At 47.0% G+C, this 26,934-nt stretch carries 24 protein-coding genes; 11 read left to right on the forward strand and 13 right to left on the reverse strand.

Going from position 1 to position 26,934, the window contains the following annotated elements; all coding sequences use genetic code 11:
* Positions 1-238 precede the first annotated feature (238 nt).
* A complete protein-coding gene (serS, locus tag LRL21_RS00255) occupies positions 239-1,549 on the forward strand; it encodes a serine--tRNA ligase (RefSeq protein ID WP_240413757.1) in 1,311 nt (436 codons plus the stop codon).
* 94 nt (positions 1,550-1,643) lie between these two features.
* Here the strand turns inward: serS and leuD are convergent, their stop codons facing one another.
* Positions 1,644-2,270 (reverse strand): 3-isopropylmalate dehydratase small subunit, encoded by a 627-nt coding sequence (leuD, locus tag LRL21_RS00260; RefSeq protein WP_240413758.1) that lies wholly within the window; start codon positions 2,268-2,270, stop codon positions 1,644-1,646.
* A gap of 31 nt (positions 2,271-2,301) precedes the next feature.
* Positions 2,302-3,720: a 3-isopropylmalate dehydratase large subunit gene (gene leuC, locus LRL21_RS00265; RefSeq protein ID WP_240413759.1), complete on the reverse strand. Its 1,419-nt coding sequence runs from the start codon at positions 3,718-3,720 to the stop codon at positions 2,302-2,304.
* Positions 3,721-3,983: 263 nt separating this feature from the next.
* Here leuC and sda point away from each other — a divergent pair, with 263 nt between their 5' ends.
* Positions 3,984-4,151, forward strand: a complete 168-nt coding sequence (sda, locus tag LRL21_RS00270) for a sporulation histidine kinase inhibitor Sda (RefSeq protein ID WP_240413760.1) — start codon at positions 3,984-3,986, stop codon at positions 4,149-4,151.
* Between the two features lie 486 nt (positions 4,152-4,637).
* Here sda and LRL21_RS00275 read toward each other — a convergent pair whose 3' ends face one another.
* The 4 genes from LRL21_RS00275 to LRL21_RS00290 form a co-directional block, all read right to left on the reverse strand.
* Positions 4,638-5,669, reverse strand: a complete 1,032-nt coding sequence (locus LRL21_RS00275) for a HoxN/HupN/NixA family nickel/cobalt transporter (RefSeq protein WP_240413761.1) — start codon at positions 5,667-5,669, stop codon at positions 4,638-4,640.
* A gap of 274 nt (positions 5,670-5,943) precedes the next feature.
* Positions 5,944-6,192, reverse strand: coding sequence for a YolD-like family protein (locus LRL21_RS00280; protein WP_240413762.1), 249 nt, complete (start codon positions 6,190-6,192; stop codon positions 5,944-5,946).
* A gap of 272 nt (positions 6,193-6,464) precedes the next feature.
* Complete coding sequence (locus tag LRL21_RS00285; protein WP_240413763.1) at positions 6,465-7,256, reverse strand: DUF1906 domain-containing protein; 792 nt, start codon at positions 7,254-7,256, stop codon at positions 6,465-6,467.
* Positions 7,253-7,669 (reverse strand): phage holin family protein, encoded by a 417-nt coding sequence (locus tag LRL21_RS00290; protein WP_240413764.1) that lies wholly within the window; start codon positions 7,667-7,669, stop codon positions 7,253-7,255. Before LRL21_RS00290 ends, LRL21_RS00285 begins: the two co-directional genes overlap by 4 nt.
* 171 nt (positions 7,670-7,840) lie before the next feature.
* On the opposite strand from LRL21_RS00290, the gene LRL21_RS00295 reads away from it, so the two are divergent.
* A complete protein-coding gene (locus LRL21_RS00295) occupies positions 7,841-8,872 on the forward strand; it encodes a DUF3231 family protein (protein WP_240413765.1) in 1,032 nt (343 codons plus the stop codon).
* Positions 8,873-9,019: 147 nt separating this feature from the next.
* Entirely contained in the window at positions 9,020-9,919 is a 900-nt protein-coding gene (locus LRL21_RS00300; RefSeq protein ID WP_240413766.1) for a LysR family transcriptional regulator, read from the forward strand.
* Here LRL21_RS00300 and LRL21_RS00305 read toward each other — a convergent pair.
* Both LRL21_RS00305 and LRL21_RS00310 read right to left on the reverse strand, forming a co-directional pair.
* Positions 9,916-10,719: a carbon-nitrogen family hydrolase gene (locus LRL21_RS00305; RefSeq protein WP_240413767.1), complete on the reverse strand. Its 804-nt coding sequence runs from the start codon at positions 10,717-10,719 to the stop codon at positions 9,916-9,918. The genes LRL21_RS00300 and LRL21_RS00305 overlap by 4 nt on opposite strands.
* A 100-nt stretch (positions 10,720-10,819) precedes the next feature.
* Positions 10,820-11,620, reverse strand: coding sequence for a class I SAM-dependent methyltransferase (locus LRL21_RS00310; protein ID WP_240413768.1), 801 nt, complete (start codon positions 11,618-11,620; stop codon positions 10,820-10,822).
* 220 nt (positions 11,621-11,840) lie between these two features.
* On the opposite strand from LRL21_RS00310, the gene LRL21_RS00315 reads away from it, so the two are divergent.
* The 7 genes from LRL21_RS00315 (at position 11,841) to mtnB (ending at position 19,326) form a co-directional block, all read left to right on the forward strand.
* Positions 11,841-13,046, forward strand: a complete 1,206-nt coding sequence (locus LRL21_RS00315) for a pyridoxal phosphate-dependent aminotransferase (protein WP_240413769.1) — start codon at positions 11,841-11,843, stop codon at positions 13,044-13,046.
* A gap of 323 nt (positions 13,047-13,369) precedes the next feature.
* The gene (gene proB / locus LRL21_RS00320; protein WP_240413770.1) at positions 13,370-14,503 is read left to right on the forward strand and encodes a glutamate 5-kinase; all 1,134 of its coding nucleotides are present in this window, start codon (positions 13,370-13,372) and stop codon (positions 14,501-14,503) included.
* Positions 14,504-14,524: 21 nt separating this feature from the next.
* Positions 14,525-15,802: a glutamate-5-semialdehyde dehydrogenase gene (locus LRL21_RS00325; RefSeq protein WP_240413771.1), complete on the forward strand. Its 1,278-nt coding sequence runs from the start codon at positions 14,525-14,527 to the stop codon at positions 15,800-15,802.
* A 59-nt stretch (positions 15,803-15,861) separates the two neighbouring features.
* On the forward strand, positions 15,862-16,728 hold the full coding sequence (proC, locus tag LRL21_RS00330; RefSeq protein ID WP_275900519.1) for a pyrroline-5-carboxylate reductase: 867 nt from the start codon (positions 15,862-15,864) through the stop codon (positions 16,726-16,728).
* Between the two features lie 17 nt (positions 16,729-16,745).
* Positions 16,746-18,023: a 2,3-diketo-5-methylthiopentyl-1-phosphate enolase gene (locus LRL21_RS00335; protein ID WP_240413772.1), complete on the forward strand. Its 1,278-nt coding sequence runs from the start codon at positions 16,746-16,748 to the stop codon at positions 18,021-18,023.
* Positions 18,020-18,682: a 2-hydroxy-3-keto-5-methylthiopentenyl-1-phosphate phosphatase gene (locus LRL21_RS00340; RefSeq protein WP_240413773.1), complete on the forward strand. Its 663-nt coding sequence runs from the start codon at positions 18,020-18,022 to the stop codon at positions 18,680-18,682. Before LRL21_RS00335 ends, LRL21_RS00340 begins: the two co-directional genes overlap by 4 nt.
* Positions 18,679-19,326 (forward strand): methylthioribulose 1-phosphate dehydratase, encoded by a 648-nt coding sequence (gene mtnB / locus LRL21_RS00345; protein ID WP_240413774.1) that lies wholly within the window; start codon positions 18,679-18,681, stop codon positions 19,324-19,326. The genes LRL21_RS00340 and mtnB overlap by 4 nt, the downstream gene beginning before the upstream one ends.
* A gap of 154 nt (positions 19,327-19,480) precedes the next feature.
* On the opposite strand, the gene pyrE is transcribed toward mtnB, so the two are convergent.
* The 5 genes from pyrE to LRL21_RS00370 form a co-directional block, all read right to left on the reverse strand.
* Positions 19,481-20,137, reverse strand: coding sequence for an orotate phosphoribosyltransferase (pyrE, locus tag LRL21_RS00350; RefSeq protein WP_240413775.1), 657 nt, complete (start codon positions 20,135-20,137; stop codon positions 19,481-19,483).
* Positions 20,138-20,286: 149 nt separating this feature from the next.
* On the reverse strand, positions 20,287-21,015 hold the full coding sequence (pyrF, locus tag LRL21_RS00355; RefSeq protein WP_240413776.1) for an orotidine-5'-phosphate decarboxylase: 729 nt from the start codon (positions 21,013-21,015) through the stop codon (positions 20,287-20,289).
* Between the two features lie 124 nt (positions 21,016-21,139).
* A complete protein-coding gene (gene carB / locus LRL21_RS00360) occupies positions 21,140-24,355 on the reverse strand; it encodes a carbamoyl-phosphate synthase large subunit (protein ID WP_240413777.1) in 3,216 nt (1,071 codons plus the stop codon).
* A complete protein-coding gene (gene carA, locus LRL21_RS00365) occupies positions 24,342-25,529 on the reverse strand; it encodes a glutamine-hydrolyzing carbamoyl-phosphate synthase small subunit (protein WP_240413778.1) in 1,188 nt (395 codons plus the stop codon). The genes carB and carA overlap by 14 nt, the downstream gene beginning before the upstream one ends.
* A gap of 99 nt (positions 25,530-25,628) precedes the next feature.
* Positions 25,629-26,918 carry a dihydroorotase gene (locus tag LRL21_RS00370; RefSeq protein ID WP_240413779.1) on the reverse strand — a complete coding sequence of 430 codons (1,290 nt, stop codon included), beginning with the start codon at positions 26,916-26,918 and terminating at the stop codon, positions 25,629-25,631.
* Between the last annotated feature and the right edge of the window lie 16 nt (positions 26,919-26,934).

Below are 26,934 nucleotides of genomic sequence, written 5' to 3' on the forward strand. Positions count from 1 at the left end.
CAATATGCCGATGAAGAGAATCCAACTCGGAGGCGTTCTCGTCAAGGAAATCACGGTCCATCATTACATGACGACCTGTTCTCCCTAAGTTAACCGGACCCGCCCGTTATCGCGGAACCAGAGAAGATCGGACAGCGTTATATTGTCTGGTCAAATTGGGTGGCACCGCGAGAACAACGCTCCTCGTCCCATGGGATGAGGGCGTTTTTTGCATTCTAACTATAAGGAGCGCGGTGTCATGTTAAATATTCAAACGATCCGGGACAACAAGGATAGGCTGCAGGAAGTAGCTGATCAGAAAGGAATTCAGGTGTCCATCTCACAATTACTTGAATGGGATGAACAGAAACGAAAGCTGCTTCAGCAGGTGGAACAGCTGCGGCAGAGCCGAAACCAGCACACACAACACTTTCAAGCAATCACTCAGAACCATACATCCAATGGAAACAACCAAGATACCCAGGAAGCCCGGCAATTAAAATTGACGGTTAAGGAAATCAATAACCAAATAACCGTGATGGAAGCCAGACTTGCGGAAGTGGAGCAGCCTTATCACAGTCTCCTGCAGCTCGTTCCCAATCTGGTATCCCCTGATACCCCGGTCGGACGTTCTGATGCAGACAATATCGAAATTCGTGCTCACGGGAAGATAACGGAATTCAATTTCGAGCTTCGTGATCACGTTGCTTTAGGTGAGCTTCACGAAATCATCGATCTCACTCGTGGTGTCAAAACAGCCGGAACCCGCAATTATTATTTAATAGGCGCAGGAGCCATGCTTCATCGCGCTGTACAGCAGCTGGCACTCGACCTGCTCCTGCAAAAAGGCTTTGCACTACTGGAGGTTCCTCTGCTCGTACGCAGCACCGCACTCACCAACACCGGATTTTTCCCGCTTGGGGAGGATCAGACTTACCGGATTGAAGGTGAAGACAAGTGGTTGGTAGGCACCTCAGAGGTTCCGCTTGTCGCGTATTACGGTAACGAGGTTGTCGACGTATCAGAGCCAATCCGCCTGGCCGCCGTCTCCACCTGCTTCCGTAATGAGGTAGGCTCTTCAGGAAGGGATGTGCATGGTCTATATCGTGTTCACCAATTTGCCAAGGTCGAGCAGGTCATTCTCTGCGAAGCCAGTCTGGAAAAAGCTGACGCTATTTTGCAGGAAATCACACACAATGCTGAACAGCTATTACAGCTGTTAGAGCTGCCTTATAGGGTTATGTCCGTATGCACTGGCGATATGTCGCAAAAAACATATAAGCAGTACGATATTGAGACCTGGATGCCGAGCCGACAGGCATACGGTGAAACTCACTCGTCATCCAACCTGCTCGACTTCCAGACCCGGCGTTCGCAGATCCGGTATCGGGATACAGAGGGCAAGCTTGCTTATTGCTACAGCTTGAACAACACGGCCGTGGCTTCACCACGGATTCTGATACCACTGCTCGAAAATCACCAGCAAGAGGACGGTTCCATCTACATTCCCAAGGCGCTGCAGCCTTATATGAATGGAATTGAGAAACTGGTGCCAGGCAGCTCTGTTTGATGATTGTCAATTGGTTCTGCTGCTATTCCCTCCAAACCACAAAAACAGGCTGTGCTGGTAATGTACCAGGCAGCCTGTTTGTATACACTTGAATTTATTTGTAAGCTTCTTCATGTTTAACTGTGCTTAAGATCGCTGTGTGCGCTTGCTCGTAAGCTGTAATATCTGCTTCATGCTTAAGCGTCAAACCGATATCATCCAACCCTTGCAGCAGGAATTGACGGCGATGCTCATCAATTTCGATATCAATATCAAGACCTTGATCATCAGTCAGCTTTTTATTTTCCAAGTCTACAGTCAGCTTATATCCTTCTTGCTTGGCTGTACGCTGGAACAGTTCTTCGACCTGTTCTTCGCTCAGTTTAATCGGCAGGATTCCGTTTTTAAAGCAGTTGTTAAAGAAGATGTCTGCATACGAAGGCGCGATAACAACCTTGAAGCCAAAATCCTGAATCGCCCATGGAGCATGCTCACGGGAAGAGCCGCATCCAAAGTTAGCACGGGAAATCAGAACGGAAGCGCCCTGGTAACGCGGCTGATTCAAAGAAAAATCAGGGATAACCTCACCCTTCGGGGTAAAGCGCCATTCGAAAAATAAAAACTGTCCAAATCCTGTACGTTCAATCCGTTTCAAAAATTGTTTTGGAATAATTGCATCTGTATCTACATTCACACGGTCAACCGGACCTACAAGGCCCGTATGCTTAATAAATGGTTCCATGGATTTCGTCTCCTCACATCACGTAATTGAATTAAGCTTGCTGCTTCACTTTAAATTTCCAATCGCGAACGTCAACAAAATGACCTTCGATCGCAGCCGCTGCTGCCATTGCAGGAGATACCAGATGCGTACGTCCATCACGACCTTGACGTCCTTCGAAGTTACGGTTGGAGGTCGATGCGCAGCGTTGGCCCGGTTGCAATACGTCCGGATTCATCGCCAAGCACATGCTGCAGCCAGCATCACGCCATTCAAAGCCCGCTTCTGTGAAGATTTGATCCAGGCCTTCTCTTTCCGCTTGCAGCTTCACACGGCCAGAGCCGGGAACGACGATAGCTGTCAAAGTAGGTGAAACCTTGTAACCTTGAGCAATCGCTGCCGCTGCACGAAGATCCTCGATGCGGCCGTTTGTACAGGAGCCAATAAAGACATAGTCAACAGCAAGCTCAGTCATCGGAGTACCCGGTGTCAAGCCCATATATTCAATCGCTTTTTCAGCAGCTTTACGTTCATTTTCGGTTGTAAAGCTTTGCGGATCCGGTACAAGCGCAGTTACATCAGTTCCCATACCAGGACTTGTTCCCCAGGTCACTTGCGGGATCAGGCTTTCCGCATCAAATTCAACAACCCAGTCATATTGAGCGCCTTCATCGGTAGTCAGTTGTTTCCATCTGTCTACAGCTTCGTCGAAAGCAGCACCCTGTGGCACATATTGACGACCACGCAGATATTCAAAAGTAATCTCGTCCGGTGCAATCAGGCCTGCTCTTGCGCCGCCTTCAATGGACATGTTACAAACAGTCATTCTTTCTTCCATAGACAAACCACGAATCGCTTCGCCTGTATATTCAATAACATAACCCGTTGCGAAATCCGTACCGTACTTAGCGATAACGCCAAGAATCAAATCCTTTGCTGTTACACCAGGCTTCAATCTGCCGTTGATGCGAACTTCAAGCGTTTTGGCTTTGGACTGCTGCAAGCATTGAGTTGCCATAACGTGCTCAACTTCACTTGTACCGATACCAAATGCTAGAGCGCCAAATGCACCGTGAGTAGACGTATGACTGTCACCGCACACGATGGTTTTGCCAGGGTGTGTAAGACCAATCTCAGGTCCCATAACGTGAACGACACCTTGGTCAATATTATCAAGATCAAACAAGGTAACGCCAAAATCCTTACAGTTTTGCGACAAGGTATCGATTTGCTGCTTGGAGATTGGATCCGTAATATTAAAACGATCCTTCGTCGGCACATTATGATCCATAGTAGCGTAAGTCAGATCAGGACGGCGAACCTTGCGGTTAGTCAGGCGAAGCCCTTCAAATGCTTGCGGGGACGTAACTTCATGCACCAGATGCAGGTCGATATAAATAATACTTGGTTTGCCTGCTTCCTGATGAATTACGTGATTGTCCCAAATTTTTTCGAACAATGTTTTTGCCATCAGTATCACCTCATTATCAGGAATAAATATCTCTTGGTACTTCATTATCCAATCCTATCATTTCTATACTCATTGTTCCAAGATATAATAGCTATAATATTGATAGGTAAATCGAATAAGCATAAGAAAAAATATAACTCTATGTACCTTGTATCCAAGCAATAGAAAAACCGATAGATTTGTGCAAATTTTAACACCTATATTTTCCCAAATCATTCATACTGCTTATAGGTGGAGGGATAGGAGCCTTCGCTACAGGGAGATTGATTTCAATACTAAAAAAGCTGAATAACGAGGATTTGCTTGTTTACTACAGTATGGCAATCGAACTCGAACATCATGTAGATAAAGAATTTATAGAATTATTGGAAAAGGAATTAGCACGGAGAAGTATTAGCATTCAGCAGCGGAAGGAAGACAACCAGAAGTAGTCACGAAATAAAAAATTGAGAGCGAAAGGCATCTAGCCCTTCACCGGTATGGGCCCGTTAGCTTGCTGCTAACGGGTCTTGCTTTTACCGCTCTTCAACAAATCAAGCAAGTTTAGAACATACATTTCTTTGATATGTCCAATCCATGAGCCACTGGCATAATATATAGAAGGAAGGCGAAAGGAGGCGGTTTTTCATTAGTAACTATTTACATATGGGATAGCGCTAACTTTCTCAACCAATAATAAGCCCATGCCAATTAAGGAGGGACACGCAAATGGGTAAACAACAGGGCCATGCAGCTCAAAACACAACCACACGGACATCTGACAAAAAAAGCAACAAAGGTGACAAGAATAAAGAGTAGAAGATTTCTCAACATGCTAAATTCAGTGAGAGTCTTCTATTACTATCAACAAAAACCTCCGTTAACAAAATCGTTAGCGGGGGTTGTTCAAGTACCTTATGTACATGCTATCAGTTGATTCACACATTTCCTGGTCCCCACCGTTCCTCAAGACGCATGCCTTTCCAGATACCGACTGAAACAGCCCAAGCAAGAACAAACAAAATAACCAGCATGTATCCGAGTGATCCAAAATCAAGCTCCTGAATCCAACTCCAAAAAACACCGTTCAAGCCTAATTTTTCGGAGAGCACCTGCAAGAGTTCAACCATACCGATGAGCAGAGCAGCGACGACAGCCAATGACGTTACGGAGAGATTGTAGTAAAGCTTGCGAAGCGGAGTGGAAAACGCCCAGTCATAAGCCTTGGTCATGAACATCCCATCCGCAGTATCCATCAAGCTCATCCCCGCAGCAAACAATATTGGAAAAGAAAGTACGCCGACAAACGGCATGGCCTCCTTGGCAGCCCCAGCTGAAATCGCAAGAAGCGATATTTCGCTTGCCGTATCAAATCCAAGACCAAATAAAAAACCTAACGGATACACATGCCAGCTGCGGGTTATAAATTTATACAGTGGTCTTAAGAGCCGGGAGAAAAAACCTCTGGATTCGAGAAGCCTCTCAAATTCATCCTGGTTGTGTGCGCCATTACGAAATTGAACAAACAATTGAAATAATTGAATCAGTACGATTAAATTGATGATACCTATAATGAGCAAAAACAATCCAGACACGGAAGCACCTATCAACCCACCAATTTCTTGCATCTGCGGCAGCTCTCTCTGTACCCATTTGACGGAAAAAGCAGTAACAATCGCCATCAACAGCACTACCGAGGAATGGCCTAATGAAAAGTAAAAGCCAACACCAAGTGAATTCCTTTTTTGCTGCACCAGCTTACGGACGGTATTGTCAATAGCAGCAATATGGTCCACATCAAATGCATGCCTGAGTCCAAGCGTGTAAGCAAGCAATCCCATCCCCCAAAGGGCAGCATTATGGCGTGCGGCGACATACAAAAACAGCAGCCCTATTATATGCAGACTGAGAACAGCACCCGAGTAGCCTACCCAAGATTTATTATCCGCTAAATTAGCTTTGTTCTTCATTTGTCCGACCTGGCTTTCCTATTTTTTATTTTGTGACACGAATATATTAAAATGTAACACGATAATAGCTTTTTGAACAGCAACAAAAATAAAAAATCGAGCCTTAACAAGGACTCGATTGGTATATTATATGTAACTCAGCCATATTTCACATGAACCTGCATATGAAGGTAGCTCAAATTAATTTCAAAAATTCAATAGCTATAAGGCTAAGCTTTTCGTAGGAAGCCAGTTATTATTGTATCCTCGATGCGAACAACCCATATACAACTTCTTAGGCCCCGGTGTGTTCCGCTTTCATAATGTCCATGAATGGAATTTTCACCATCTCACCCCCAAATTTGGTTACATGAACCTTTCTGGTGTTGGGATCCAACTCCACTATCCGCCCCCGAATCACCTCGGACTTCCCCCATACAGTGAGCAGCATTTCGCTTCTTTCATACTTCGCTTCACCCAGCTTATCTCCCAATTCTTCCAGATCGGACTCATCTCTTTCTGGTCGCTTTGCTACATTCATCATATTTATTACCTCCCACTTATAGGAACATTAGTTCTATACACATTTTATACGAACATTATGGGAACGCGCAAGAGTCAAAATGGATTTTTATAAGAAAACCTCTATCGAGGCCTTTCAAAGATGAGCGACCGCGGTTCAAAGGCAGGTTTTCTTGAAACACAAAAATCCTTCAGCTCCGCTGAAAACTTATAAATACTAATGTTATGAAAAAAGAACCGCAGCTGACGCGGTCCCTCCATTTTGGACTTCTCGTTGTTATAAGATTAAACCATTTAGATCTTAATCCCCCGGTCCACCCTGCCATCCAATACGGTGTTCAGAAATACCAATTCGGTCACCGTCAATGTCTTGTCTACAATTTTCTGCATCCACTCCCAGCTCAGCTGGTCCGCATTATAGGCGGCTCCAAGCACCTGATACAGCATATCCCATTGCCATTGCTCCAGCTTCATCGGCATATTCATCTCATCCTCCTCGGGGATTTCATAAGTATTCCACCAGCCCTCTTTACCGTACGATTCGTTCAAATCCACATTGATTCCGTTTAAGCTTATATCATTTTGATACTGATAAATGTTCATTGCCTCTGACTTCTTCCCCCCGCTCCAGGCATAGGTTTGCCAAAATCGGGAGCATACGCCACGTTTGTACATCTCTTCAATTACCGCATAGGAGCCATAAACTCCCGTGTAGTATCCTGGCGTTGCCTCACTGGCAGCAGCTATATATTCCGCAACTGTATTCATCTGCGCACTGCTGGCGTCGAAATCCACGGCAAAATAAATCGCACTTCCAGCAGGCTGCCCGATATCAATGGCAAGCTGTAAGGACGTCGCTCCATCATTCGAGCCCGCTTCCCGACCGTCCAGAGGCCGATTGGCCGTTGTTTCGAATACGGATACAATTTGCAGTCCACCCTCTGTGATAATTTCCGCTTCTTTCCTGCTTAGCGCCTTCCAGCCGCTGGGAACCAAATAACGGGCAACAAACTCATAATTCTGTGACCGAAAAGCCGCAGTAACAGCCGCCGTCAATGGTGTCGCACAATCAAAGCCTTGGGTCATTTCTTATCCTCCTCCCCTTTACCCTTATCTTCAAGCTGTTTCAGTACTTTGGTAATAAAATGCGGCAGCGGTACGCCGATAACCCCCAAATTTTCAACGATCGATAAGCCTTCTCTTCCAACGTAATAATAAATAGCCAGTGTCCTAAATATCGGCGCGGCATTGCCTACTAACTCATCCAGCATGATTGTAAGTGCCAGAACAACGAGAATCACACTCTTGCGGATCCCTCCCCAGAACATGACCTCACTATTCAGATTACGCTGCTTGATGGCTCCCAGAACGCCTGTTATATAGTCAGCTACCATACAAAAAATCAACAGCTGTAATCCGATGTCCCAGCCTCCCAGGAATGAATTTACAATTAAACCTGTAATGGCCATGACACTGCTGAAGGCTGTTTCTCTGGACAATAGTGACTCCCCCCTTCCCTCCGCTGGCAAGGCATGTACGATCTATACAATATATTCAGAATTGCTAGATTTGGATTGGACAACAGGAATAATTAACGTTGCGGCCAGAAGCATACTTTCTGAATTTTTGAGAAACCTACTTATAAAAACCAACAGTTGGAGGACACAGTCATGACCCCTGCACAGCTTCAGCCCGCACTTCAAACTGAACACAAAGTAGAGCTGACATCAGCTGAAATTGCCAGCCTTTGGACCTCCTATTTAAGTGATACATTGGCCGTTTGCACCATAGGCAGCTATTTGAAGCATGTTGAAGATCCTGAAATCCGATCCATACTTGAATTCGCGTATCAATTATCGCAGACCCATGTTCAAAAAATGCAGACATTTTTTAAAGAGGGCAATATCCCTATACCAGATGGCTTTCAAGAGGGCATTGACACCTACCAAGCACCTCGCTTGTACACCGATGATTTTTACTTGTTCTATATTGAAAATATTGGTAAAGTCGGGATGCGCCAGTATACAATGGCTCTTTCCAATTCTGCACGGTCGGATATCAGCCAATATTTCATGGAATGTCTGAACGAATCGGTACAAATATTTAACCGGTCCACAGATGCATTACTTGCCAAAGGAACGTTTATAAGAGCTCCATACATTCCAAGCCCTACAACCAAAGAATATGTTCAGAAGAACAGCTACTTCAATACATGGTTTGGACCACATAGACCATTGAATGTAATCGAAATATCCGGACTTTATTTTAATTTGACTCAAAACCAGCTGGGTCGTTCTCTACTCATGGGTTTCAGTCAAACGGCAGGTTCACAGCAAATCCGGGATTACATGCTGCGCGGAAGGAATATTGCGGATAAGCATGTAGAGCTTTTCGGCTCAATGCTGAGTCAGGAATTCATTCCATCAGCAAGTGTGTGGGACACTCTTCCTACAAATTCAACCCTACCTCCGTTTTCAGATAAAATGATGATGTTTCAAGTTTCAGCGCTAAATGCCTCAGGAATTGCACATTATGGAACGAGTCTCGGTATGAGTGCCAGAAAAGATTTATCCACACATTATATTAGACTGACAGCTGAGGTTCTTGCTTTTGCAGAGGATGGAGCCGAGATCATGATTGAGCATGGCTGGATGGAGCAGCCGCCTTTAGCGCCCGACCGCAACAAGCTGGCTAAACCTTGAACCGGGTTATCCCTTTAAATACACAAAAACAGCCTGCTCTCCAATAATGGATAGTAGGCTGTTTAGATTGTTTCCTGTATAATATGAATAAGCTTAATAGGAAACGATTATAAATGTGATAGCTTTGCTATATAAAGGAGCACTCTTATGGAACTCAGACAGCTGCAGTATGCATTGCAAATTTCAATTGACAAAAACTTCTCCAGAGCGGCTGAAAAGCTGCACATAGCCCAGCCATCTCTCAGTCAGCAGCTCTCCAAGCTGGAAAAGGAAATTGGCTTATTGCTGTTTCAGCGGACAACCAACTCCGTGGAAGTGACCTATGCCGGAGCCTTGTTTGTAGAAAAGGCGCAAACGATTCTTGACATGATAGAACAGCTGAAACGTGAGATGGAAGATATTTCTCAAATGCGCAAAGGGAGACTCGTCGTCGGAAGTTTGCCTATTACCGGAGCCCATGTTCTACCGCTGGTGCTGCCAATATTCCAAGCGAATTATCCAGAGATCGAAATTGTGCTGATGGAGGAAACCTCTGCCCATTTGGAGCAAATGACAGCCAATGGACAGATCGATATCTCACTGCTGTCGATCCCCCTTCAGGATGAGTCTCTCACCTATGAGCCCATCATTGAGGAAGAGATACTGCTCGCAGTTCCCCAGCATCATCGTTTGGCTGCAAGAGCATTGACACCCCAGCAAACCATAAATATTGTGGAACTCCGCGACGAACCGTTCATCGTGCTTAAGAAAGGACAGGGCTTCCGCCAGATTGCTTTGGAGCTATGTGCAAAATCCGGCTTCAAGCCCAACATCGTGTTTGAGAGCAGCAACATCGAGACCGTACAATCACTCGTAGCAGCGGGAATGGGAATTGCTTTTGTTCCGCATATGGTGTCCAGAGGCGGTTGGAGTGAGCACGCCCCAGCTTATCTTTCCCTTACTACCAAGCCTACACGCACACTCGTTATCGCTTATCGCAAAGGTCGCTATTTATCTAAAGCCGTAGGCGCTTTTATGAAAACATTCCATGACGTCATCAAAAATTAATATAGCGCAGGTCGCCGATCCTCAAAAACAGGAATACGGCTTCGCACCTCATCCACAAGTGCCAAATCAATCTGAGCGCGAATAACCTGCTCCGTCTGATCCCCTTCGGCAAGCGCTTCTCCCCAAGGATCAATGACCATTGAATGCCCAAAAAATTCGGTGGTCCCGCTGATTCCTACACGATTGCAGGAAACGACAAACATTTGGTTTTCTATTGCCCGCGCCATCAATAAAGTCCGCCAATGATGCAATCGCGGGTTTGGCCATTCAGCAGGGACAAACACAATTTGCGCTCCACCCAAAGCCAGCTTTCTGGATAGCTCAGGAAACCGGATATCGTAGCAGATCATCATACCGGAGGATACACCGTCTAGCTCGAACTGTCCGATATGGGTTCCTTCCTCTAAATATTTTTCCTCATCCATTAGTCGGAATAGGTGGATTTTGGAATAATCCGCCACACGAATGCCCGCGCGATTGTACACATAAATCGTATTGTATATCTGGCTGCCCTGCTTCTCGGCAATAGAACCTCCAATGATATTCACCTGATGCTTGCGAGCAAACTCGGACAGCAGCGCATGTGTGCGTTGTCCCTCTTCATCAGCCAGCTCTTGAATACGATCCAATGCATAGCCCGTGTTCCACATCTCAGGGAAGATAATAACATCCGGCTTGATCTCACCCTCAACAGCTTGCTCCAGCAGCTTCTCGAGCTTCGCATAATTAAGCTCAGGCTCCCCTATAGCGATGTCCATTTGCAGTAAAGCAAGGTTCCATTTACGGTTATTTAATGTCATATCCTTCACCCTTTTATAATTTATCCATAACGACTTATGGCGTTATTGTGTGTTGATTCGAATCGTCATGTGTTCATCATAGTCGATGACGGACTGAACTTCAATCCTTTCGGGCGAACCACAAGGTCCATCGATCTTGTTCCACGAGTGGTTTGTTGAGAGCCTCCGTGCCTTCTGCAGCCAACTGCTGCTGAATGTACACAATTAAATCCTCCAGCTCCTCATCCGTCAATTCATGTAAAATCGAACGTCCAGTCCTCTGCAGCAGATCTTCTCGCAGCTCCGTAAAATGATCGTAAGATTTCCTCGCTTCCCAAAGCGAAATCTCCTTTACCTGTTTAAAACCAGCCGTCCTTAATGCAGCCAGCACGCGGTCAGAGCTGTGGCGTCTGCTGCTTTCCTGTGCCAGAAGTCTTGGAAATTTATTAAAAATATAGCCGCGTACATGCTCCTTGCTTCCAGCTAACGCACAGTCCTCAGGTGTCCGGTCCTGAACAATAAACACACCCTTACGCTTCAAAATCCGATTAGCTTCCTTCATACAGCCAACTAGCTCATCTGATGAAAGATGATGAATAAGCGCTCGCTCCAGCACAAGACCAACACTCTCATCGTCCAAGCCTGTACTCAGGGCGTTTCCTTGTTGAAATCGTAGGTTCGGATGACCGGCAGCATTAATCGTGGCGCCCTCCAGCATCACTCGCGAGAAATCCACACCAACGACGGATTCCACGCCCATTTCGATTAGAGCCTTGCTATAAATGCCACCTCCACAGCCAACATCTGCAGCCTGAATTCCTTTTAAATTGACCCTACTAGCTATCAATTGCTTCCAGTCGTTATCCACACTTCGGTTGGTATAGCTGGTTGTGTTCTTCGGATCGTGAAAATCAATGGACATCTAGCAAACCTCCTTCGTTCAATGAATTTTCATTAGATGAAACTGATTACTGTTGAATGAAACTTGTATTAACATCATTTTATCATCAGAGCAACCCAAATAACAATAGCGTAACGCATTATCCATACTTGCTTCTATACACTGCCTGCGTTTCATGTTACATTTAGGCTATCTGGGCAATTCACCCTTATCCTATACAATTACTGGAGTGTGACTATAGATGAGTTCAGCTTCGTCATCAAGTAAACCCGCGTTTTCCATTCAGCCAGCACAGCGTATGCAGCAGCTTCCTACCCAGTTTTTCGCCACTCTCGTAAGTAAAGCTAACGCACAAATAGCTGCGGGCCATGACGTCATTAACTTGGGACAAGGCAATCCCGATCAGCCTACTCCTGCTCATATCGTCAAGGAATTGCAGGTTGCTGCCGAAAATCCACTGTATCATCGGTACCCACCCTTCAACGGATTCCCTTTTCTTAAACAAGCTGTCGCCAAGCGGTTTAAAGAGGATTATAATGTTGATCTGGACCCGGATACCGAGGTTGCCATCTTGTTCGGCGGTAAAACGGGACTTGTGGAAATAAGCCAATGCCTGCTTAATCCAGGCGACGTCTGCCTTGTTCCTGATCCCGGCTATCCGGATTACTGGTCAGGTGTTGCGCTTTCCGGAGCCAAAATGGCCTTCATGCCTTTGCGCGAGTCCAATGCCTTTTTGCCAGATTACAGTGCTTTGTCCGTAGAGGATATTAACAAAGCCAAGCTGATGTTTATTAATTATCCAAACAATCCTACAGGAGCCTCAGCACCAGCTTCGTTTTATGAAGAAACGATTCGTTTTGCCGAGCAAAATGGTATTGTGGTTGCGAGTGACTTTGCTTACGGTGCACTTGGTTTTGACGGACATAAACCGGTCAGCTTTTTGCAATTGCCCGGAGCCAAGGAAGTTGGTATAGAGTTCTATACACTGTCCAAAACGTATAATATGGCAGGCTGGCGAGTTGGCTTTGCACTCGGTAATAAAGAGCTTGTCCGTTTGATCAATCTCATTCAGGATCATTATTATTGCAGTCTGTTTGGCGGTATTCAGGCCGCTGCCGCTGCTGCTTTGACAGGTCCACAGGATTGTGTCGCCTACTTGCTTGCCACATATCAAGGTCGTCGCGATGCGTTATACAGCTCCCTGGATCAGATTGGCTGGAAAGCACAACGTTCACAAGGCTCTTTCTTTACGTGGCTGCCTGTACCTAAGGGCCACACCTCCGCCTCGCTCGCCGATCTGCTGCTTGAGCAGGCCAAGATCGTGGTTGCACCCGGAATCGGATTCGGTGAAAGCGGCGAAGGCTACGTGCGACTCGGACTTCTGGCACCGGAACCGCGATTGCAGGAAGCCGTCGAGCGAATCGCGAAGCTGCACTTGTTTGACTAATTTAGTTCAGTCCATTAACGGTTTCTAGCGAACTCTTGCTCCTTTACAACCGAATGGCCTCATGCTATGCTATAAAAAGCAAACGTGATGATGGGATTAGTAGAAAGCCCCCCGTGTACAGAGAGTAAATTCCACTGGCTGCAAGAATTTACCGCGAAGACTTATCGAACCCGCCCCGGAACGGCCAGTGACGAGCTGGACGGCCTGCCTTGCTGTTACCTAAGGCCTATTAAGTTGGATGTTCATCATCAATTAAGGTGGTACCGCGGAAGTTCATGCTTTCGTCCTTAGAGGACGGGGGCTTTTTGTGCATAAATCGGGAAATGAGTGATGGAACTGTGCAGTATCAAACCATTGTAGTGAAAATTGGAAGCAGCTCTCTTACCTCCGATGAGGGAGGGATCAATCGAAGTAAGATCGTATTTTTTGCCGCTGAGCTGGCGCGCCTGCATCGTCAAGGGTTTCAGCTGCTGCTCGTGACCTCGGGTGCTGTCGCTGCAGGCTTTCGAGAAATAGGCTACGCGGCTCGTCCAAAGAATGTTCATGAAAAGCAAGCATCCGCAGCCGTCGGGCAAGCCTTGCTGATGCAGGCTTACAATGAGGCTTTTGCCGCCCATGGAATTGGTGTCGGACAAATACTGCTGACACGTTCGGACTTTTCCAACCGCAAACGAATCCATAACGCAACCATGACGATTGAGGAACTGTTAAAGCATCGCATACTCCCGATTATCAACGAAAACGATACTGTAGCGGTTGACGAGCTCAGCTTGAAATTCGGAGATAACGATGCACTATCCGCACTCGTCGCGAACCTGGTCAAAGCCAAACAATTAATCATCATTACGGATACAGATGGCCTTTATACGGAAGATCCACGCAAAAATGCGGATGCCAAGCGAATTGAACGCGTGCTGGAAATCAATGAAGAAATGATTCGTATTGCCGGAGGCTCCGGCTCGTCTGTGGGAACCGGTGGCATGCGTTCCAAGATTGAGGCAGCCAGGATCGCAATGCGCGGCGGTGTTTCCGTATTTGTCGGACGTGTCCTTGAGGATGGCGATTTGGAGCTTGCTGCCAGCAACACGGGCAAAGGCACATATTTTGATACGAGTCAGCACAACTTGCCTATGAAAAAGCAATGGCTTGGGTTCCACTCCATGCCGCTTGGCCATATTATGGTCGATGCTGGAGCTGAGAACGCGCTTGTTGACGGTGGCCGAAGCTTACTCCCCGCAGGAGTAACCGAGGTTGAAGGTGATTTTCACCCGGGCGATGTGGTGGAAGTCATCAATAACCAACGGCAAATCATTGGAAGAGGCGTTGTGAATTACACGATCTGGCAGCTTAAAGCTGTCGCAGGCCTCAGCACGGAGGAAGTTCAAAAACGAATTGAGGTCCCTCGGATCGAAGTGATTCATCGGGATGAATGGATCACCCTATCCGTCCACAAATAAACTTTCTCAGGAGGAACTCCCATGGAATCTTTGGATCAACAAACAATCACAACCAGCGAGGTCGTACAAAAAGCAACTTTAGCCAAACAGGCTGCTCCCCGTTTAAGCCTGCTGACAACTGAACAAAAAAATACTGCCCTGCTCTTGATAGCTGACGCTCTTATAGAAGAAACACCGTCCATTTTGACAGCTAATGCTGAGGATCTGCACCTTGGGCGAAAAAACGGGACTAGCGATTCCCTGTTGGATCGTATTGCTCTGAATGAACACCGTATTGCCGCCATGGCGGAAGGCTTGCGTCAGGTTGTGGCGCTGCCTGATCCTATTGGCGATATATTAGAACAAACAACGCGTCCCAATGGCCTGAATATTACAAAGATACGTGTACCTATCGGTGTTATCGGGATTATATATGAGGCACGTCCCAACGTCACCGTTGATGCGGCTGCACTATGCCTCAAGACCGGCAATGCGGTCGTACTGCGTGGAGGGTCTGCAGCTCTATCCTCCAATCGCCGTATCGTGGAGGTTCTGCATGAAGCGCTCACCCGTTCCGATATCCCTGCCGACTGTTTGCAATTAATCGAAGATCCTGACCGGAGCTCGGTAGACCAAATGCTGAAGTTAAATGGCTTGCTGGATGTCCTCATCCCGCGCGGTGGACACTCCCTGATTCAGAATGTTGTCAAAAATTCAACAGTTCCTGTTATTGAAACCGGAGCCGGGATTTGCCATACTTATCTAGATGAAACTGCCGATTTCCAAATGGCATTGCAAATCGCTATCAATGCTAAAGTGCAGCGACCATCCGTATGCAACTCGATGGAAACCATGCTTGTGCATGAACGGTTTGCAAAACAGCACTTGGCATCGATCGCTGAGCAGTTTATCGCCAACAACGTCGAGCTGCGTGGCGACAAACAGGCTCAAGCCCTGTTTTCAGCAATCAAACCCGCTTCTGACGAGGACTGGCATACGGAATACAGCGACTATATTTTGAATATCCGGATCGTAAGCTCTTTGGATGAAGCGCTACAGCATATTCGTCTCCATGGCACCCAGCACTCCGAATGTATTGTCACTGCCAACGAAGCCAATGCGGAACGTTTTCTGCAGGAAGTCGATGCGGCTGCGGTATACCACAATGCCTCCACCCGGTTTACTGATGGATTCGAATTCGGTTTCGGCGCTGAAATCGGCATCAGTACACAAAAGCTGCATGCACGCGGGCCAATGGGACTTCCTGCATTAACCTCTACGAAATTCCGTATTTTGGGCAATGGACAAATCCGCGGCTAGTAGAACGTGTTCAAGCAGTCTCGATTCGACGAATCGTTTCAATTAAAGGAGAAATTACATTGACATTTTTATCTACAGCTCGTATTACGTTTGTCGGAGCCGGCTCGATGGCCGAAGCGATCTTACGCGGACTCACCGCTGATGAAAACAGCAATAAACAGCGAATTACCGTACTGAATCGCTCAGATGTAGATCGTCTGCAATTCCTCCAGCAAAGTTACGGGGTTAGCCTTGCAGTCGATGCAGAGCAGCGTGCTGAAGCTATTGCTGCCGCAGATGTTGTTTTTGTAGCTTTTAAACCCAAGGATGCTATTGAAGGACTCCTATCGATCAAATCGTTATTAAAGCCTTCGCAGCTGTTAGTCTCCGTTATCGCAGGTTTGTCCATCACAACTATGGAAATGATCCTGGGTACTTCGGGTCAGCCTATCGCACGTACCATGCCGAACACTTCAAGCGCTATCGGGCTCGGAGCAACTGGCATCAGCTTTTCCAAAAGTGTTACGACTGAGCAGCGGGAGCTCACTACACAAATGTTCGCCTCGACCGGCATCGTCACGATTGTTGAGGAAGCAAGACTGGACATTGTAACCGGTGTGTCAGGAAGTGGACCTGCTTATATTTATTATATGATGGAAGCCATGATCGAAGGTGGTGTTCGGGGTGGTCTCACGCCGGAAGCTGCCAAAGAGCTTACGATCCAAACCGTGCTCGGTGCAGCGCAAATGGTTCAACAAACCGGTGAAGCGCCTGCTGATCTCCGTCGGAAGGTAACTTCTCCAAATGGCACCACCCAAGCAGCCATTGAAATGCTGGATCAGCATCAATTTGCTATTGGAGTGACGAAGGCTGTTTTACGCGCTTCAGAACGTGCCAATGAGCTTGGCAAAACGATCAGTGCGCAGGCAAGTGAAATCAAATTCTAATTAAGCAGGTGAAGCTCTTGTCATATTCTTACTGTTCAGCAACTTATCGCTGCTATGACGAAAAGGCTGATTTCAATAAAAAAGCGCTCGGTATCGCCGTCGGCTTGACCGTAGGCAGCTGGACCGATTTACCCGAAGCCAAAAAGGCAGATATGGAGCGGCATCTCGGTAAAGTGATTAGTGTTGACGTTCATGAACCTGACAGCAGCAGTGGAGAAACCGCCTCTGAGCGGTACGCTGATATCCAGATCGCTTATCCAGACTTGAACTTCAGCCGTGACATCCCGGCACTGCTCGTGACCGTGTTTGGCAAGCTGTCGATGGATGGTCGAATCAAGCTAATCGACTTATCCTTCTCAGAGGAATTTATATCCGGCTTCCAGGGACCGAAATTTGGTCTCGAGGGCGTTCGCAAGCTGCTTGGAGTCCCAGACCGTCCTCTCCTGATGAGTATTTTCAAATCTGTTATCGGTCATGATTTGCCGACACTTCGTGAGCAATTTTATTTGCAGGCGCTTGGCGGCGTCGATCTGATTAAGGACGATGAAATTTTGTTCGAAAACCCTCTTACTCCTTTGGAAAAGCGGGTTGAGGTATGCATGGAGGCTGCAGCACAAGCCGAACAAGAAACCGGACAAAAGCTGCTATATGCCGTTAATCTGACAGGTCCAACCTTCAGTCTTCTAGATCAAGCACGTAAAGCGATACAAGCTGGCGCCAACGCTCTGCTGTTCAATGTATTGGCTTACGGCTTCGATGTATTGAATGAACTTAGCCGCCATCCTGACATCAAGGTGCCTATCATGGCCCATCCGGCAATGGCCGGAGCCTTGTATCCTTCAGCTTATCATGGAATTTCGGCTAATGTCCTGCTCGGCAAGCTGATGCGTCTGGCGGGAGCCGATATCGTATTGTTCCCATCCCCTTACGGTTCTGTCGTCATGCCGCGAGAAGAAAATATGGCGATCAAGCAAGCATTACTTACCGAGAACAAGGCTGATTACGTATTTCACTCATCCTCACATCAGCCACTTTCTCTGCGCAGCAGCTTTCCGGTACCATCCGCAGGCATTCATCCGGGATTGGTTCCACTCATCCTGAAGGATTTTGGCAATCAAACGATCGTTAACGCTGGCGGAGGTATTCATGGCCATCCGATGGGTACAGTAGCTGGCGGCCATGCATTTCGCCAAGCGATAGATGGATGCTTGGCAGGTCAGTCCCTCAAAACATACGCCCTTCAGCATCCTGAGCTTAACGCCGCGATTGAAGCCTGGGGGCTTAGAGAATCATGAGTCGTCAACGTATTATCTTTTGCGACTTCGACGGTACGATTACCGTCAATGACAACATCGTAGCGATCATGAAGCACTTTAAGCCGGAAGGCTGGGAATCGTTGGTCGAACACGTGATTTCGAAGAAAATGACGATCCGGGAAGGTGTTGGGCGGATGTTTGCTTTACTGCCAACCTCACGCAGGCAGGAGGTCGTCGATTATGCGATCAACAACGTGACGATTCGTGACGGATTTGCTGAGCTGTTAGCCTACTGTAAGGAGCAGCACATTGAATTTTATGTGACCAGCGGCGGCATCGATTTTTTCGTGTATCCGGTATTGTCAGCCTTTCCGATTCCACATGACCATATTTATTGCAACGCCAGTAATTTCAATGGAAGCCATATTGAGATTGTATGGCCCCATGCTTGCGATGAGCATTGTCACAATGACTGCGGTATGTGCAAAACGACGATTATACGACGCTATTCCCCTGATCACTACGAGCGTATCCTGATTGGGGACAGTGTGACCGATTTCGAAGGCGCAAAGCTCGTTGAAACGATATTTGCCCGTTCCCATCTGATTGATCTGTGCAGTGAGCTCGGTTTGAATTATTTCCCATTTGATGATTTTCATGAGGTAATCCAGCGTATAGAGGAGATGAGCGTACAATGACAAATCCAGCTGAGCTTCGCTTGGAGGATAAGCAGCAGGCCTTTGCCGAGCTGCGCGAGATTAAGGCAACCTTGGCCAACAAAGGCTGGTTTCCAGCAACAAGCGGCAATCTCTCGATCCGTGTTGGTGACTTTGCACCTGATCAATTTACCTTTGCGATTTCCGCGAGCGGTAAAGATAAGTCCGTACATACACCATCCGATTTTTTGTTGGTCAATGAACATGGCAAGCCGACAGAAGCTACAGGGCTTAAGCCTTCAGCAGAAACATTGATCCATAAAGAGATATATCGTTTAACTGGCTGTGGCGCTATTTTGCATGTTCATACCGTGTTCAACAATATCGTCTCGGAGCTGTTCTGGGAACGCAAATCGATTCCTGTGGACGGCGTCGAATTGATCAAAGCCTTCAACATTTGGGAAGAGGAAGCCCATATTGAGATTCCTATTCTTCCTAACTATGCGGACATCCCGCGAATTGCTGAGCTGGTGGAAGGTGCGATCGTACCCAAGGTTCCAGGCATTATGCTGCGCAAGCATGGCATTTACGCATGGGGTGCCAACTGCTTTGAAGCCAAGCGCAATCTGGAGGCTTTCGAATTTTTGTTCGAATACGTCTACCGAATGGAACTATTGAAAAAATAGTCCCGTTCATTCTCTACAAGTACAAATGGCTATATAAAAGCCCCACTTTTGTTATCGCACAGTCATGAATGGCGATAACAGAAATGGGGCTTTTTTCGATGCGTATGTTGCTTTAAGGAACACACTTCCATAGAGAAGCTATGATAAATTCCAATTATTTTCCATATTCGCTTGGATTGCTGCTCCATGATCTCAAGGCTTCAAGATCACGCTGCTGAATACTGCCCTGTTGTAACGCTACATCCAATAAAATGGAATAATTAGTTAAGGTTTCGAATGGAATATTTGCCGCTTCAAAAGCTGCGGCTGCTTTCTCGAATTGATAAGAGAAGATACCAAGCACGCCCAGCGCCTTAGCTCCAGCATCATTTACAGCGAGCGCAACCTTTAAGGAGCTGCCCCCCGTAGAGATCAGATCCTCGATAACAACGGTTTTTTGTCCTGGGTGAATACTGCCTTCGATAAGGTTCTCCTTGCCGTGTCCCTTCGCTTTATCACGAACGTAAACCATGGGCAGATTCAGCTTTTGTGCTACCCATGCCGCATGTGGAATACCTCCCGTAGCAGCCCCTGCAATGACTTCCGCATCGGGAAAGTTCTCACGAACCAGAGCAGCAAAACCTTCTGCTATCGCCTCACGAATGTCCGGATAAGAGATCGTCAGACGGTTATCGCAATAAATCGGTGATTTAAGTCCTGATGTCCAGGTGAACGGTTGGTCAGGTCGAAGTGCTACCGCACCGATCTGAAGTAAAGAACTGGCTACTTGCTCGGCAAGCTGTGGGTTCGTCTTAATTGATTGTGTACTCATAAATACATCGCTCCTTAAATAGTCAATTAGTGGTGAACCGGCTTCATCTATGTCTTGTTACACTGCCATCATTATACATTGGGTACCACACAACTTGTCGATGCAACCGTTATAACATGGCCAAGCTGCTATTGCTTTTCGATACATCATTAGATCGACGCAATAATGCTTTCCAGGGCACCGCGAGGGTCCTGAGCAGCCGTGATCGGTCTTCCAATTACAATAAAATCCGTACCTTGCGCAAAAGCTTCTGCCGGTGTCAATACCCGTGACTGATCGCCAATATCTGAACCTGCCGGACGAATACCCGGAGTTACTGTTACAAAACCAGAACCGCAGGCTTCCTTGATCCGAACTACCTCTAATGGCGAAGCGACAACTCCAGCTAGTCCAGCTGATTGCGCCAAGGCCGCATAACGAAGAACGGCTGCTTCCACCGAGCCTGCCAATCCGATTTCCTCGTTCATCACCTGCTGGCTTGTACTTGTCAGCTGTGTCACGCCAATAACCAACGGATGTGCAAGAGCATGCGTACCACTCTTTAATGCCTTATCCACGCCTTCCATGGCTGACTCCAGCATGTATTTGCCGCCAGCCACATGCACATTAAACATGTCGACTCCAAGCCTTGTGATGCTTTCTGAGCCGCCTTTTACCGTGTTGGGTATATCGTGCATTTTCAGATCCAAAAACACCTTGTAGCCCTGTTCCTTCAAGCTGAGCACGAACTGGGGTCCCGCACTGTAGAATAACTGCATCCCTACCTTCATGTAGCATGGAATGCCTTGTAACGCTTCCACTAACTGACGAGCCTGACCCGCTTCTGCATAATCGAGTGCCACCATAATCCGTTCTGCCACTTTAGCTGGTACTGTCATTCTATAATCGCCTCCTGATTCATACTGCGTTCCAGTTGACACCTTGCGGCTCAGCCGCCTTATCATGGGATTAGCACAGCTTCCCGCTGAAGTCTTGGGCTGCTGTGCTAATCGATTTAAGCTGTTATATATGATTGGCCGGCATCGCTTCGGATTGAAAATTAATGGACTCCAGCATATGCCAAAGCGCACGTACCGTATCAAGTGATGTCATACAAACAATGCCATTCTCTACCGATTCACGGCGAATACGGAATCCGTCGCGCTCCGGTGTTTTACCTTTAGTTAATGTATTAACAACGAAATGTGCTTCCCCATTGCGGATCAAATCCAGAATATTGGGAGAACCCTCGCTGAGCTTATGCACAGTCGTTACTACTACGCCTGCATCCGCCAAAGCTTTTGCTGTACCACCCGTTGCTACAATCTTATAGCCCAGCTTGTAGAAGCCTTTTAAAATCTCAATAGCTTCTTCTTTATCTTTGTCAGCGACTGTCGCGATAATGGAGCCTGTCGGCGGGATTTTCATACCGGAACCGATTAAACCTTTGTATAAAGCTTTGGCAAAGCTTTTATCGCGTCCCATAACCTCACCTGTCGATTTCATCTCAGGTCCAAGTGTCGTATCTACACGGCGCAGCTTGGCAAAAGAGAATACAGGTACTTTTACAGATACAAAGTCATCCTCTGGCCATAGACCTGTTTCATATCCCATGTCAGTAAGCTTCTCGCCAAGAATAACACGCGTCGCTACATTTGCCATCGGAATGCGAGTTACTTTACTTAAGAATGGCACAGTTCTGGACGAACGCGGATTCACCTCAATTACATAAGGCTGATCTTGATAAATAACGAATTGGATATTTAGCAAGCCTACGATTTCCAAACCTCTGGCGATTTTCGTTGTAATCTCAATAATTTGCTGCTTGATGGAATCCGAAACCGTTTGTGTTGGATACACAGCAATCGAGTCACCGGAGTGCACGCCTGCTCTTTCAATATGCTCCATAATACCAGGAATAACGACGGTCTCCTTATCGCAGATCGCATCGACTTCAACTTCTTTACCCAGCATATAACGGTCAATCAGCACCGGATGCTCAGGGTTGATTTTCACGGCATATTCCATGTAGCTCAGAAGCTCTTCATCGGAATATACGATTTCCATCGCGCGACCGCCCAGTACATAAGATGGACGAACCAACACCGGATAACCATGGATCGCAGCCATACCAACTGCTTGGTCAACTGATGTTACCGTACCACCCGGAGGCTGAGCGATATTCAATCCACGAAGCAGCGCCTCGAACTTCTTGCGGTCCTCTGCTGCATCAATGTTTTCCAGATCGGTACCAAGAATGCGTACGCCTGCTTTGGATAATGGTGCAGCCAGGTTGATCGCAGTTTGACCACCGAATTGAACGATAACACCGATTGGCTGCTCGCGCTCAATAACGTTCATAACATCCTCGAAGAATAAAGGCTCGAAGTACAAACGATCGGATGTATTAAAATCGGTTGACACGGTTTCTGGATTGTTATTGATAATTACAGCTTCGTACCCAGCAGCTTGAATCGCCCATACGGCATGTACTGTGGAGTAATCGAATTCAATCCCTTGTCCGATACGGATTGGACCGGAGCCCAATACAACAACCTTTTGCTTTGCAGCTTCCTTGACTTCATCTTCAGTCTCATAGGTTGAGTAGTAGTAAGGTGTAGTAGCTTCGAATTCCGCAGCACACGTATCTACCATTTTGTATACAGGCTTAAGGCCGATGCTCAGGCGATAAGCGCGAATTTCCGTCTCATTCGTGAATTTCAGGCCGCTGTTAGCCGCAGTACGAATCTCAGCGATAGCACGATCTGTAAAACCTTTACGCTTGGCTTCACGCAGAACCTCATCACTTAACTCAGGCTCAGCAAGCTGCTTTTCGAACTGAATCATCCCTTCCAGCTTGTTCAGGAACCACCAGTCAATTTTCGTCAGATCCTGAATTTGCTGCAGCGTATAGCCGCGGCGGAATGCTTCTGCGATCAGGAACATCCGCTCGTCGTCAGGTTTCACCAAACGCGTTTCCAATGTTTCTTGATCGAGCAAATTCGTTTCCTTCAAGTACAGACGGTGAACACCAATTTCCAATGAACGGATCGCTTTATGAATCGATTCCTCGAAAGTACGACCGATCGCCATAACCTCGCCAGTTGCTTTCATTTGCGTACCGAGCTTACGATTAGCAGATGTAAATTTATCAAACGGCCAGCGTGGGATCTTCGATACGATATAATCCAGTGTAGGCTCGAAGCAAGCATAGGTTTGACCCGTTACCGGGTTCATAATTTCGTCCAAGGTGTAACCGATAGCGATTTTGGCAGCCATTTTGGCAATCGGATAGCCGGTTGCCTTGGAAGCCAATGCGGATGAACGGCTTACACGCGGATTAACTTCAATTACATAATATTGATAGCTGAAAGGATCCAGGGCAAACTGTACGTTACAACCACCTTCAATATTCAATGCACGAATAATTTTCAGTGATGCGGAACGCAGCATTTGATATTCACGGTCAGATAACGTTTGACTCGGTGCAACAACGATGCTGTCTCCTGTATGAACACCAACCGGATCGAAGTTTTCCATGTTGCAGACAACGATACAGTTATCGTTCGCATCACGCATTACCTCGTATTCAACTTCCTTCATGCCTGCAATGCTTTTCTCAACCAGACATTGTCCAATTGGGCTGTAACGGATTCCTGATGCTACGGTCTCCACCAGTTCTTCCATATCCGCGCAAATGCCTCCACCTGTACCACCCAGTGTATATGCAGGGCGAACAATTAATGGAAAACCGATTTCATTTGCAAAATCAATAGCTTCTTCTACTGTCGTTACGATAACACTATCCGGAACAGGCTGCTCTAATTCTCTCATCAGATCACGAAACAGGTCACGATCCTCGGCTTTTTCGATAGCTGTTAATTGGGTTCCCAGCAGCTTAACATTTTCACGCTCCAGCACACCTGCGCGTGCCAAGGCAACAGCCATATTCAGACCTGTTTGACCACCAAGCGTTGGAAGCAAACCGTCCGGACGCTCCTGACGAATAATTTGTGTAACAAACTCCAGGGTGATGGGCTCGATGTATACTTTGTCGGCCATGTTCGTGTCAGTCATGATCGTCGCAGGATTGCTGTTGATCAGGACGACCTCCATGCCTTCTTCCTTCAATGCTTGACAAGCTTGTGTTCCTGCGTAGTCAAACTCAGCCGCTTGACCAATGACAATTGGACCGGAACCGATCACTAATATTTTTTTGAGGCTTTTATTTTTTGGCATAATCTAGTTCTCCTTTTGCTGCAGGTCCGGAAGCACCGGCTGCTTGTAATCCTAGCTTGGAAGCCGCAGAAATTTGCGCTTGTCTAGGGAGCTGCGGACGATCCGCTTTGAACTGGCGTATTTGCTGGATGAAATCATCGAACAAATAGCTGGAGTCAAAAGGACCCGGGGACGCTTCAGGGTGATACTGTACGGAAAATGCAGGATACTTGGTGTGCTTCAAGCCTTCGATAGTGCTATCATTGTTATTGATATGTGTCACTTCAAGCTCTGTGTTTGCAACGGATTCATCTTTAACGGTATAGCCGTGGTTTTGCGATGTGATGTAACAACGATTGCTTTGCAGATCCTTAACCGGATGGTTACCACCGCGGTGTCCAAATTTCAGCTTGTCCGTGTCGGCGCCGCAAGCAAGAGCGAACAACTGATGGCCTAAGCAAATACCGAAAATCGGGAATTCACCAAGCAGCTCAGCGATCATCGAAACGGCATGCGGAACATCCTTTGGATCCCCAGGGCCATTGGACAGCAGGATGCCATCTGGTCCCAAACGGCGAATTTGTTCAGCTGTGGTGTCATGAGGTACAACCACGACGTCGCAATCACGCTTAACCAGATCACGAAGAATTCCACTTTTGGAGCCAAAGTCAACCAGCACTACACGCTCTTTTGGACCTGGAATACTGAATACACTTTTGGTTGAAACTCGGGACACCTGATCATTCATCAATGAACTGCCTGTTAATTGCTCCATCAGTTCAGCAACTGATTTCGTAGAAGTCGTCAGCATAGCTTTCATAACTCCATGATGGCGAATCCGACGAGTCAGCATCCGGGTATCGATATCGCTAATGCCGATAATTCCGTATTCTTTAAGCAAGCTGTCCAGTGAATATTCCGCTCTCCAGTTACTTGGAACCACTTCATGCTCACGTACGACGAAGCCATGGATAAAAGGACGAATCGACTCGAAATCGTCACGTGCCATACCATAGTTGCCTATCAGCGGATATGTCATCGTTACAATTTGTCCACAGTAGGAGGGATCTGAAAGAACCTCCTGATAACCTGTCATACCTGTATTAAAAACGACCTCGCCAATCGAGTCACCTTCACTTCCAAAGCCTTTGCCCGTAAATAATGTACCGTCTTCCAATAATAATCTTGCCTGCATCGATTTCAACTCCTTATCTACTTGATTCCAGCTCTTTATATGGTAACTCTGAAATTAACCTGTTTGTTGTAGAATTGGCTTCATCGCCAATCGCTCCGTTTATGCTTCTGACCAAACAACCTTGCCGCCAACTATTGTATGCGTTGGCCAGCCTTGCAAGCTCCAGCCTATGAAAGGCGTATTGTGTCCTTTGGACAGGAAGTCCGCCGGGTCAACCGCTTGTTCCTTATTCAAATCAATAATTGTAATATCTGCTACTTTGCCTGCTTCCAACCAGCCTTGCGATAAACCAAAAACTTGTGCCGGCAGAGAGGTCATTTTGTCCACCAGGAATTGCAGTGTCCATTGTCCTGTTGCAACAAACTTGGTATAGAGCAGCGGGAATGCCGTTTCAAACCCAACAATTCCGAAAGGAGCCAAATCAACTCCTTTTGCTTTCTCCTCAGCACTGTGAGGTGCATGGTCGGTTACAATGATATCGATAGTTCCATCCAGCAAACCTTCGATACAAGCTTGTACATCTCTTGGCGTGCGCAGCGGCGGATTCATTTTCCAATTGGCATCGTCCAGACCGGGGATATCTTCATCGGACAACAGCAGGTGATGCGGACAAACCTCGGCCGTCACCTTAATGCCAAACTGCTTGGCATGACGAATCAAGCGTACCGATTGCTCCGTACTTACATGACATACGTGGTAATGCGCGCCGGTTGCTTCTGACAAAAGAACATCGCGGCCTACATGAATCGCTTCGGATTCATTTGGGATTCCTTTCAGGCCGTGTTTGCGGGAAAATTCCCCTTCGCTCGCCCATGCTCCCACTGTCAACGTGTCGTCCTCGCAGTGTGCGATAATCGGCAGTCCAATGGAAGCAGCCTTCGTCATGGCATCCTTCATCATTTGCGCGTTTTGTACGCCTACACCATCATCTGTAAATCCGATTGCTCCCGCTTCCTTCAAAGCATCGAAGTCGGTCAGCTCGCGTCCCAGCTCATTTTTGGTAATACAAGCATAAGGAAGCACGCGTATAATGCCTTCATTCTCTGCTTTATCCAACACATATTTGACCGTTTCTACGGTATCGATAACAGGCCGCGTATTCGGCATGCAGGCTATCGTTGTAAAGCCCCCACGAGCTGCTGAGCGTGTTCCACTCGCAATCGTCTCTTTATATTCAAAGCCTGGCTCACGAAGATGCACATGCATATCGATCAAACCAGCAGTAACCAGCTTGCCTGCCGCGTCAATTACTTCGTGCCCTGCGGTATCTGGCAATGTATCTCCTGCTTCAATAATCTGTTCGATCAGTTGGCCTTCTACCAATATATGACGTTTTGCAACCTCATTGCCCGAAGCTACCGTTTGTGCATTCAATATCCAAATTCCCATAATGGCCTCCCTGTAA

The organism is Paenibacillus periandrae, from assembly GCF_022458865.1.
Classification (GTDB): Bacteria; Bacillota; Bacilli; order Paenibacillales; family NBRC-103111; genus Paenibacillus_S; species Paenibacillus_S periandrae.